The organism is Vibrio sp. 10N.261.51.A3 (genome assembly GCF_041471965.1).
Taxonomy (GTDB): domain Bacteria; phylum Pseudomonadota; class Gammaproteobacteria; order Enterobacterales; family Vibrionaceae; genus Vibrio; species Vibrio crassostreae_C.
Genome location: NZ_JBFRPK010000034.1, coordinates 50,526 through 61,400, shown reverse-complemented (window position 1 = coordinate 61,400; position 10,875 = coordinate 50,526). Strand labels below are relative to the sequence as shown.

The window sequence follows — 10,875 nt, the reverse complement described above, 5'->3', positions numbered from 1 at the left end:
CGCGATGAACCTTTTTTTATCCACCTAGAACAAGTGTCTAGTCAACTTAGAAGAAGGTTTTTAGTGAATTCTTCAAAATATTTGGGGTAGATCTAAAACAGAACTAAGCCTGATATTGACCGCGCCAATATGGTGCAACTCCCTTAATTGGTGCAATTAATTTTAAGCATCCCTCCATCCCAAATATCCAAAAAAGTGCAGTGGTAATTTTAACCCTTTAAAATCAAAAGCTTAAAGGAAAAATTGTTGCACGAAAATTACGTGAGCGTGTTGGAACGCATCTTGCGTTTACTGTTGAGTCTTTAATTAATTACGACATCAATTCGCACGGTTCTAGTGCAATTGAGACAAAGCTAAGGGAGAGAGCTTTAATGAGTCAAACGGTTACCCAAGTTCATAGCGCAGTAGAGAGCTTGACGCAGAGTTCAGACACTCTATTTCTATTATTAGGCGCCATCATGGTTTTCTTAATGCACGCAGGCTTTGCATTTTTGGAAGTCGGTACAGTAAGAAAGAAAAACCAAGTGAACGCGCTGGTTAAGATCCTCTCGGATTTCGGCGTTTCTGCCATTGCCTATTTCTTTATTGGTTACTGGGTGGCTTACGGTGCGCATTTCTTTGCAGATGCAGAAACCTTATCGCAAGGTAATGGTTACGAGCTGGTGAAGTTTTTCTTCTTGATGACGTTTGCTGCGGCGATTCCAGCGATCGTTTCTGGTGGTATCGCTGAGCGTGCACGTTTCTATCCAATACTCATCGCAACACTGTTCACCGTAGGCTTTATTTACCCATTCTTTGAAGGGATCATCTGGAATGGTAATTTTGGTTTCCAAGATTGGCTTGAAGCGCAATTCGGTTATGGATTCCATGACTTCGCAGGCTCTGTAGTAGTTCACGGCGTTGGCGGTTGGATTGCTTTGGTCGCGGTTTACTTCTTAGGTATGCGTAAAGGTCGTATTCGTGCAGGTAAACACACTAACTTCGCACCATCTAACATCCCATTCTTAGCTCTAGGTTCTTGGATCTTATGTGTGGGTTGGTTTGGCTTCAACGTGATGTCAGCTCAAGCGATCAATGGCATCAGTGGCCTAGTAGCCATGAACTCACTTATGGCGATGGTCGGCGGCATTCTAGCGGCTTTAGTCGCAGGTAAAAATGACCCAGGCTTCATCCACAATGGTCCTTTGGCTGGTCTCGTAGCGATATGTGCAGGTTCAGACTTAATGCACCCACTTGGCGCTCTCGTTACAGGTGGTGTCGCGGGCGCATTGTTCGTTTACCTGTTTACTTACATGCAGAACAAAACACAGATTGATGATGTGCTGGGTGTATGGCCATTGCACGGCGTGTGTGGCGCTTGGGGTGGCATTGCAGCTGGCATCTTCGGCCAGCAAGCACTCTGGGGACTAGGTGGCGTGAGCTTTGCTTCTCAGTTGATTGGTACAGTCGCAGGTGTTGCTGTTGCTTTCGTCGGCGCGTTAATCGTATACGGTGTGTTGAGCAAACTAACAGGCCTACGCTTAAGTGAAGAAGATGAATTCAACGGTGCGGATCTTTCTATCCATAAGATCTCTTCTATCAACGAAGACTAACGTTGTTCACTTGGTGGGGTAAAGCACATCAAGTAGACAACTGTTGAACAGAACTAAGCGGCTTCGGTCGCTTTTTTGTTTCTATGGATAGCAAAACAGAGAATTTGAGTAACAACAACCACAACTATCAAGCGAGTTATGTCACAAATAGCCAATGAATTCAGTTGCCTAAGACTATGGTCTAATCCCCAAAACTATTGTTGGAATTTGAACAGTGCTAAGCTGTTACAAAGTGACATATCTAAAAGGACGTTATATGCATTTCCCATATCGAAATATCGTAATTCTTACTGGCGCTGGCATCTCTGCAGAGTCGGGGATACAAACATTCCGAGCACAAGACGGGCTATGGGAAAACCATAAAATCGAAGATGTCGCGACTCCAGAAGGTTTTGCTAAAGATCCCGACTTGGTTCAAGCATTCTATAACAAGCGTCGTCATGGCTTACAAGGTGAGAGCATTCAACCAAACTCCGCCCATAAGGCGCTAGGTGAGCTCGAAGACAAGCTTGATGGCAAAGTTACCATCATTACTCAAAACATCGACAATTTGCACGAGAGAGGCGGTAGCAACAACATTATTCACATGCATGGTGAACTTTTAAAAGCGCGTTGCAGTGAATCCAATCAAGTTGTAGAGCACAAAGGCGATATTGAAACGGGTGAACTTTGTCATTGCTGCCAAATCCCTGCACAAATGCGTCCACATATTGTTTGGTTTGGCGAAATGCCATTACGAATGGGTGACATCTATTCAGCACTGGAAGAAGCGGATCTGTTTATTTCAATCGGTACATCGGGCGTAGTTTATCCAGCTGCCGGTTTTGTGCATGATGCGAAAATGCATGGTGCACATACTATCGAGATAAACCTCGAACCAAGTGCGGTTGAAAGTGAATTTGAAGAGAAGCGCTACGGCAAGGCGAGTATCGAGGTGCCTAAACTGGTTGGCGAGTTATTATGTACAGAGAAAGGTTCTTTAACGGCCTAAGCCTTGTCTTTAGTAACACACATCAGTTTCTGAATCTGAAAAAATAAAGCGGCTTACGCCGCTTTATTAACCTGTCAGTAACAATCTAGTTGTTTACTTTAAGTTTTTGGAAGTACTCGTCATAAATGACACTCGCTTCACCAACTTCATCTTGCCAAACGCCGTTATCCATCACTGATTGTGGTGGGAAAACGTTCTTGTCTTCAGCAAATTCTTTAGGAAGAAGAGGGTAAGCGGTTTTAACTGGTGTCGGGTAACCAATCTCTAGAGCAATTTTCGCAGCGTTCTCAGGGCGAAGAAGGAAGTCGATCATCTTATGAGCCGCTTCTGTGTTCTTAGCACCTGCTGGAATTGCTAGGCTGTCCATCCAGAAGATAGCGCCTTTCTCTGGCCAGATAATGTCGATCGTTGCGCCTTCTTGGCGTGCCATGTAAGCAGAGCCATTCCAAAGCATACCAAGAGACACTTCACCTGCTAGGTAAGGGTTCGCAGGGAAATCTGAGTTAAATACCAACACGTTTGGCATTAGCTTACGAAGTTCTTCGTAGGCTTCTTTGATTTCTTCAGGGTTAGTCGTGTTTGGAGAGTAGCCCAGTTTAGATAGAGCGATATGGAAAACCTCACGAGAGTCATCCATCATCATCAGTTGACCTTCCCACTGCGTATCCCACAGATCGCCCCAGTTTTTAACTGAAGACTTGTCTAGCATGTCTGAGTTGATACCAATACCCGTCGCACCCCAGATGTATGGGATTGAGTAGTTGTTATTTGGGTCAAATGGCTTATCTAAGTAATTTGGATCCAAATCTGCAAAGTGGCTTAGCTTGGTTTTATCAAGCTCTTGAAGCATGCCTTCTTTACGCATCTTAGAAACGAAGTAAGTAGAAGGAACCACTAAGTCGTAACCCGTACCTTGAGTTTTTAACTTAGCGTACATGCTTTCGTTAGACTCATAAGTTGAGTAGTAGACTTTAATGCCCGTCTCTTCTGTGAAGTCTTCTAGTACTTCATTTGGAATATATTCAGACCAGTTGTAAAAATACAGTTCTTGGTCAGCTGCGAAAGAGGGTGTAGAAAGTAAAGTAGCAGCACACAATGCGCCGGTATACAGTGTTTTTTTCATTACTGTTCCGTTCATTTGTTTGATTTGGAGCTGGGTAGTGAACCCAAGGTAAAGGATTTCGAAAAATCGCGCTATATTATAGCAGCGATATAATAAAATAGGCAGCCTAAGCTGCCTATTCATTGATATTCTTATTTTTAACTTATTGATTATCTACGTTGACCTGTTAAGTAAACTGGTTACTTAGCCACAGTTAGATAATAAGCTAAATTACTGACCTGCTTTAAGTTTCATGAAGTAATCTTCGTACTTCACTGTCTTATCGCCAACCGCAGCTTGCCATTCAACACGATCAAGGTCTTCTTGCGATGGGAATAGCGCAGGGCTATCTTTGAACTTCTCGTTAGACGCTTTAACGGCCGTTAGGTAGCCTGTGTCACGAGAAATTTGCTCAGCAATTTCAGGGCGAAGTAGGAAATCAATCATCTTATGAGCTGCTTCTACGTTTACCGCACCAGAGCTAATCGCAAAGTTATCAACCCAACCGATACCGCCTTCTTTAGGGAAAACCAGTTTGATTGGTAGACCTTCGTTTTGCGCTGCAGCAGCAGAACCGTTCCACAGCATACCAAGACCCACTTCACCAGACATGTAAGGCGCGCCTGGGTTGTCTGAGTTAAATACTAGAACGTTTGGCATAAGCTTTTGTAGCTCAGCGTACGCTTCGTCGATCTCTTTTTCGTTGGTTGTGTTACCAGAGTAACCTAACTTACGCAGTGCGATGTGGAACACTTCACGAGTGTCGTCCATCATCATCAGTTGACCTTCAAGCTCTGGCTTCCATAGATCAGCCCAGCTTTGGAAATCTTCTGGATCGTACATGTCAGTGTTAACAGCAAGACCTGTGATCGCAACTACGTGTGGAATAGAGTAGTCGTTGCTTGGGTCGTACGGCTTATCTAGATAGTTAGTATCTAGATTCTTGAAGTTGTTCAGCTTAGTTTTGTCGATCTTTTGTAGCATACCTTCGTCACGCATCTTAGATACGAAGTAAGTCGACGGCACAACTAGGTCATAGCCTTTGTTGTGTGTTTTTAGCTTTGCGTACAGGGTTTCGTTCGACTCGTAAGTCGAGTAGATCACCTTGATACCAGTTTCATCAGTGAACTGTTCTAGAATCTCACTGTTGATGTAAGGTCCCCAATTCATGAATACCAATTCTTTGTTATCTTTTGCAAATGATGGTGCAGATAACATTGAAAGCGCACATGCACTACCAGCTAATAGAGTAGCCCATTTTTTCATTGACGTTAGCTCCAAACTAAACGTTGCCCGAAGGCAGTAGATAGAAAAACAGAATGGCAATTTACCATTCTGTTTATGATTAACACTTTTTTTGAACTTGAAGTCTCTTAACTTCTTAATCAAGCCAGTCTCTATATAGAGTAGGAGACTTACTTGATTTTTTCTCTCGCTAATGACTGAGAAATGATCACCAGTATTAACGACACCACTAACATCACTGTTGCTAGGGCGTTTACCTCAGGAGAGATACCCACTTTAACCATTGAGTAAATCTTCAGTGGTAAGATTTCATACGTTGGGCCGGTTACGAAAGAGCTAATGATTACATCGTCCAAAGACAGAGTGAAGCTCAATAACCAACCCGCAGCAACCGCTGGCTTAGCAAGAGGCAGAATGATCTGTTTTAGAATCGTCCATTCACTTGCACCTAAGTCTTTTGCTGCTTCTAGCATCTTCACATCAAAGCCATTCAAGCGACTGTATACCGTTACTACAACAAACGGTAGACAGAAGGTAATGTGAGCAGCAAGTAGGGTAAAGAACCCAAGTTGAACACCCATTACCAAGAATAGCGCAAGAAGCGAAATCGCCATTACGATATCTGGAGACATCATTACGATGAACAGCATGCCATTTACGATGCCTTTACCTTTAAATTGGTAACGGAATAGGGCTACTGCTGTAAGGCTCCCGACAATCGTTGCGGCTGTTGCTGAGAACACCGCTACGTTGATCGAGTGCCACGCAGCCTGCATTAGGCTGTCGTTGTTAATAAGCGCGTCATACCATTTAGTGGTGAAGCCACCCCATTTCATACCAAACTTATTGGCATTAAACGAGTTAGCGATCAATACGATAATAGGTAGGTATAGAAAGGCGTATACCAGCGCCATAAAGCTGAACTTAACTGTGCGCCCCATTAGTCTAGCTCCACTTTCTTGTTCAATAGCTTACCTGCTCGGTAGTAGGCATACAGCATCACAGCCATTGCCATGGTCAGTGCGATACTCGTCGCTGCGCCAAACGGCCAGTCTCGAGCGTTGAGCACTTGGCTCTTAATCACGTTACCAATCAATAGGTTCTTAGCTCCGCCTAATAGGTCAGAGATGTAGAACATACCTAACGCTGGCAGTAGCACTAACAAACAGCCGCCAATAATGCCCGGCATTGTTAGTGGTAGTACTACTTTCAATAGCGTTTGCAGTTTGTTCGCACCTAAATCTTTAGCCGCTTCTAAATACGTATCGTCCAGTTTTTCAATCGCTGAATACAGCGGCAGAATCATAAACGGAAGTAGGATGTACACTAAACCGATCATTACTGCGGTTTCTGAGTACATGATACGTAGCGGTTTATCAATGATATCTAACGCTAACAAGCTTTTGTTCAAGACACCTTGCGTACCCAGTACAATTTTTAATCCGTATGTACGAATCAAAGAGTTCGTCCAGAATGGTACTATCACTAGGAACAACATGATTGGACGCCACTTCGCCGGCATTTTTGCCACGATGTAAGCGAATGGGTAACCAATAATCAAACAAAGTAGGGTTGCGACAATTGCCATATAGAAAGAGTGCATCAACACTTTAAAATACAGCGGGTCAGCCAAACGCACGTAGTTATCGAGAGTGAAGGTCATCTCGATCAAGTTCGCTTCATCACGAGTTAAGAAGCTAGTACCAATGATCATGATGTTTGGAATCATCACGAACAACACTAACCAACCTGTGATTAAAGCAACAATTGCGTTTTGTAAATTAAACTTCTTGCTCATCTTCTAATACCACTTCCCAGCTCTCAACCCAAGTTACTGCAACTTTTTGGCCCAGTGAGTGATCAACATCAGGGTCATCTTCGTTGAAGAATTCGCTAACCATGACACGCATACCAGATTCAAGTTCTACGACTGAATCTAATGTCATGCCTTTATAGGTTCGCTCGACAATGTGGCCAACAATACCGCGTTGCTCTGACTCTTTAATTTCTTCGATTCGAAGATCTTCAGGTCGAAGCAATACTTGCAGTTTTTGACCCGGTGTTACGTCTTTATCGTGATAGATAATGGACTCTTCACCTTCGATTGTCGCAACAATGCGTTTTTCATCTTGACGAGATTTCGCTGTCGCTTCGAATACGTTAATTTCACCAATGAAACGCGCTACAAATAGGTTCTTAGGCTCTTCGTAGATCTCTCTTGGTGTTCCGTCTTGTTCAATCACGCCATCACGCATAACAATAATACGGTCAGACATAGACAGCGCCTCTTCTTGGTCATGCGTTACAAAAATGAACGTGATACCAAGTTGGCGTTGTAATTGTTTCAGCTCGATTTGCATCTGTTTACGTAGTTTGTAATCCAGAGCAGATAGAGATTCATCCAACAAAAGAACTTTAGGCTTATTAACGACAGCACGAGCGATTGCGATACGTTGCTGTTGACCACCAGATAGCTGGTGTGGCTTTCGTTGTGCCATTTGTTCTAGGCGCACCATTTTCAAAGCATCCATTACACGAGGTTCAATCTCGCTGTTTGGAACTTTCTGCATGCGTAAGCCAAATGCCACATTGTCGAAAACGGTCATATGCGGGAATAGGGCATAGCTTTGGAATACAGTGTTTACATGCCTTTGTTCAGCAGGAACTTGGGTTACGTTTTGTTCAGCTAATAGTATTTGACCACTATCTGCCGTTTCAAAACCCGCAATCATTCTTAGCACGGTTGTTTTACCACAACCTGATGGGCCTAAAATCGTGAGAAACTCACCATGATTTACGTTTAAATCCAGATTGCCGATGACTTCCTTACCATCGAAACTTTTACTGATGCCAGTTAGCTGTACTACTGGCTTTCCTACTGATTTTTTAGCGTTCAACGTCTGTTTTTCTCCACCTTGGTTCTATTTGAGACCTGTTGCTATACACCTTTAAGGCGCGCATCATAATCACCAAAAACGTGAATTCAAAGCATTTTTTACCTTTCGAAGATAAAAAATTTCGCAGGTAAAAGTAAACATCCTTTACCATACTGTTATTTACTGGGTCTACACCCTAACAAGTGTCTAATTATTAACCATTAAGACGCAAAAGCAAGCCTTGTTACAGATTCATATTTTAGTTTGTATCCGACATATGAGTATAATGAAGGTAATTTTTTATCAATAAGTTAGGTGGCTTCGCTTAATCGGCACACCTAGGTATCAATATGAACAACGACATCGAAAAAGATTTTAATTTGGGCGGTAGTATCAACCGTGCACTTTCTGGCGATTATGAGCTCAAAGCAACGGCTGTATTCCAAGAAGCTTGGAAACATACGATAAGTCACTTTCTTTCGTTTTCCCCAGCGATTATTGCTTTGATGTTTGTGCAGCTCGCTATCTTTTATATCGCACTAAAACTACAGCTTGGTGATCCTGCGGTTATCTTGGATGCGGTTATCGACCCAGAGTCGTTCACGCCACAAATCGTTGAATCGATTTTTATTGCGAACTTTAGCTATGAAGTGATCAGCGCGCCTATCTATGCCGGTATCTGTTTAATGGCAATGAGCCACGCCGCTGGCCTACAAACCAAAGTACGCCACATCGGTAAAGGTTTGCAGTTTACGGTTCCGGTTATTCTAGTGACTTTGTTTAGCCTAATGCTTCAAGGCATCGCAGGTATGATTCTGCCGTTCTTGTCTATCTACTTCTCACTGGCGTTCAGCCATTCGATTCTGCTGATTTGTGATAAGAAAGTGCCGCCAATGCAATCGCTGCTGCTTTCTCTGCGTGCTGTCAACAAAAAAATCTTCACCGTTGCTTCTATCTACCTATTAGTAATGCTGATGTTCATCGTCGCGGCAATGATGTACGGCATTGGCCTTATCTTCGTTTTACCTTTCTTCTTCCACGTGAAAGGGATTCTTTACCGCGAGATGTTTGGCATTAAACTCAAACTGATCGCGTCAGACAGACCAAAGAGCGACGACGACCACAACGGTAGCAACAATAAAGACCCACAGGTATTCGATGCATAACAACTCTAAATTAAGCGCAAGTAAATCACTTGCGCTAAAAGTGACAGCATTAGCCTTAGTTGGCTCGATCTCGTTAGTTGGCCCAATGCTTTACCAACAAGAAGAAGAGCGCAGGCGAGCGGGGCAAAAGGCTTCAGACTCAGAGCAAAACTTTGGTGACTTGACCGTCTCTTCTGATAAGCCAGATTTCGCAGCGATTGAAGATGTAAATAAAAAGAAAGACACCTTCTTTTCTTATCTTCGCCCAAGTATCAACATCGAAAACAAGCGAATCACCAAAGAACGTGCGTTTCTAACCAAGCTTTCAGAGACGGGGTTGAACAATGTTGACTCTGAAGACGCGTCATACGCAAAGAGACTAGGGAAGCTGTATAGCCTGCCTGTACCTTCATCGGGCTTAGATGACGCTTGGCTGAAAGAAATGTTGAATCGTGTAAACGTGCTACCTGAAGCGCTTGTGTTAACTCAGGCGGCCAATGAATCAGCTTGGGGTACATCTCGTTTCGCCACTAAAGCAAATAACTATTTTGGACACTGGTGTTACACCAAAGGTTGTGGCCTTGTTCCGCTACAACGTAACGAAGGTAGCTCGCATGAAGTCGCAACATTCTCTTCAAGCCAAGAATCCGTTCATCGGTATTTCATGAACCTTAATCGTAATCGTGCTTACGCCGATCTAAGAGTGATTCGTGCAAAACTTGATGCGCAAGGTGATGATCTTTTAACAACCGCAACGGCGACAGAGCTCACCAATGGCTTGTTAAAATATTCTGAGCGAGGTTCCGACTATGTGACTGATTTACAAGCTATGATCCGTCACAACGAGGTATACTGGAAAAAGTAACTCATTTTGATACCAACTTGGTTGCCTTCGATAGTCGGCTTATACCAGTAATATCACAAAAAGAGCAGCTCATTGGCTGCTCTTTCTATTTATAAACGCTCAACTTCGACAAGATTATAATAATGAAAAAGACAGCACTCGCTTTATTAGCCTCATTAAGCCTTGGGGTTTCTCTTCCTGCTTCAGCGCAAGAATACATGTTCACGTATTCTAAGCTTTATACTCAGCTGAAAAACAACACCAAAGAAGGGCATGATGATGTCAAAGTTGCGGTCTTCTTTGTTGATCAACAAGCTCAGCAAACCTGTCACATCAGCAAAGCTTGGATGGAAAAAGAAGAGCACTACGAAGAGCTAAAAGTCTCTCCGGCCAATGAACTTCTTCTACCGGTAGATCAAAACCTACGCTCAGCAAACCCTCTTATCTTTGTACAAACTCAAGAACAGGAATGTGCGTATTCTTTTGTGGTGATGACTCAAGAGCCTTTAGCTGGCACAGTAGAAGTTGCACAGATAGAAAACCTATTGCCACAGATGCAGGCGATGCTTGAAGACGTCAGCGGTATGTTCTCTGGTTGGTTCACGCCAGATATCCAAGGGTTAACGCTAGAGTTCGCTAATAAGCTGGAAGGCAACATCGAGCTTTCAAATGGCAAGCAACTACCAATCAAAGAAGGACGTGCGAAATTCACCTTAGAAGAACTGAATGGAAGTGACAGCATCACGTTGCCAGAACCAACAGTTCGCGTATTGCCGTACATTCCCGCGCAATAACTTTTAACAGAATCATTGTTAGTGAAGTAAAAGCTTAGCGAAATCATCCCCCTAAGTTTTTGCGACATATCTTAAAGCAGCCTCATCGAATAAGATCAGGCTGCTTTTCTTTATCTATGATACCAACCGAGAGCTTGTGAAGCCGCGTTTCTCTGCCGTTTAGGCGCTTATCGAACAATAAAAGCAGAATCTTTCTATTACTCAGCTTGTTTATCCTGCCGTTACTATTTCAACATTAAATAAAAATCCGTATAATCCACGCCCTAAAACAGTCCCACTAGCAATC

Annotated in this window: 10 protein-coding genes; 5 read left to right on the top strand and 5 right to left on the bottom strand. The window is 43.2% G+C overall.

Going from position 1 to position 10,875, the window contains the following annotated elements:
* The first annotated feature begins 371 nt into the window (after positions 1-371).
* Positions 372-1,592 (top strand): ammonium transporter, encoded by a 1,221-nt coding sequence (locus tag AB4371_RS10125; protein WP_372149575.1) that lies wholly within the window; start codon positions 372-374, stop codon positions 1,590-1,592.
* Positions 1,593-1,848: 256 nt separating this feature from the next.
* Entirely contained in the window at positions 1,849-2,583 is a 735-nt protein-coding gene (gene cobB, locus AB4371_RS10120) for a Sir2 family NAD+-dependent deacetylase (protein WP_017059626.1), read from the top strand.
* An 85-nt stretch (positions 2,584-2,668) separates the two neighbouring features.
* Here the strand turns inward: cobB and AB4371_RS10115 are convergent, their stop codons facing one another.
* The 5 genes from AB4371_RS10115 to potA form a co-directional block, all read right to left on the bottom strand.
* Positions 2,669-3,706, bottom strand: a complete 1,038-nt coding sequence (locus AB4371_RS10115; protein WP_017059627.1) for an extracellular solute-binding protein — start codon at positions 3,704-3,706, stop codon at positions 2,669-2,671.
* Positions 3,707-3,916: 210 nt separating this feature from the next.
* A complete protein-coding gene (locus AB4371_RS10110) occupies positions 3,917-4,951 on the bottom strand; it encodes an extracellular solute-binding protein (RefSeq protein ID WP_017059628.1) in 1,035 nt (344 codons plus the stop codon).
* A 149-nt stretch (positions 4,952-5,100) separates the two neighbouring features.
* Entirely contained in the window at positions 5,101-5,871 is a 771-nt protein-coding gene (gene potC / locus AB4371_RS10105) for a spermidine/putrescine ABC transporter permease PotC (protein WP_017059629.1), read from the bottom strand.
* Positions 5,871-6,728 (bottom strand): spermidine/putrescine ABC transporter permease PotB, encoded by an 858-nt coding sequence (potB, locus tag AB4371_RS10100; RefSeq protein WP_017059630.1) that lies wholly within the window; start codon positions 6,726-6,728, stop codon positions 5,871-5,873. Before potB ends, potC begins: the two co-directional genes overlap by 1 nt.
* Positions 6,712-7,827, bottom strand: coding sequence for a spermidine/putrescine ABC transporter ATP-binding protein PotA (potA, locus tag AB4371_RS10095; protein ID WP_017059631.1), 1,116 nt, complete (start codon positions 7,825-7,827; stop codon positions 6,712-6,714). The genes potB and potA overlap by 17 nt, the downstream gene beginning before the upstream one ends.
* Before the next feature lie 329 nt (positions 7,828-8,156).
* Here potA and AB4371_RS10090 point away from each other — a divergent pair, with 329 nt between their 5' ends.
* The 3 genes from AB4371_RS10090 to AB4371_RS10080 all read left to right on the top strand — a co-directional run bounded on the left by AB4371_RS10090 (position 8,157) and on the right by AB4371_RS10080 (position 10,589).
* The gene (locus tag AB4371_RS10090; protein WP_017063864.1) at positions 8,157-8,972 is read left to right on the top strand and encodes a membrane protein; all 816 of its coding nucleotides are present in this window, start codon (positions 8,157-8,159) and stop codon (positions 8,970-8,972) included.
* A complete protein-coding gene (locus AB4371_RS10085; protein ID WP_102393736.1) occupies positions 8,965-9,816 on the top strand; it encodes a glucosaminidase domain-containing protein in 852 nt (283 codons plus the stop codon). The genes AB4371_RS10090 and AB4371_RS10085 overlap by 8 nt, the downstream gene beginning before the upstream one ends.
* A gap of 122 nt (positions 9,817-9,938) precedes the next feature.
* Positions 9,939-10,589 (top strand): DUF2987 domain-containing protein, encoded by a 651-nt coding sequence (locus AB4371_RS10080; protein ID WP_017063862.1) that lies wholly within the window; start codon positions 9,939-9,941, stop codon positions 10,587-10,589.
* Positions 10,590-10,875 lie beyond the last annotated feature (286 nt).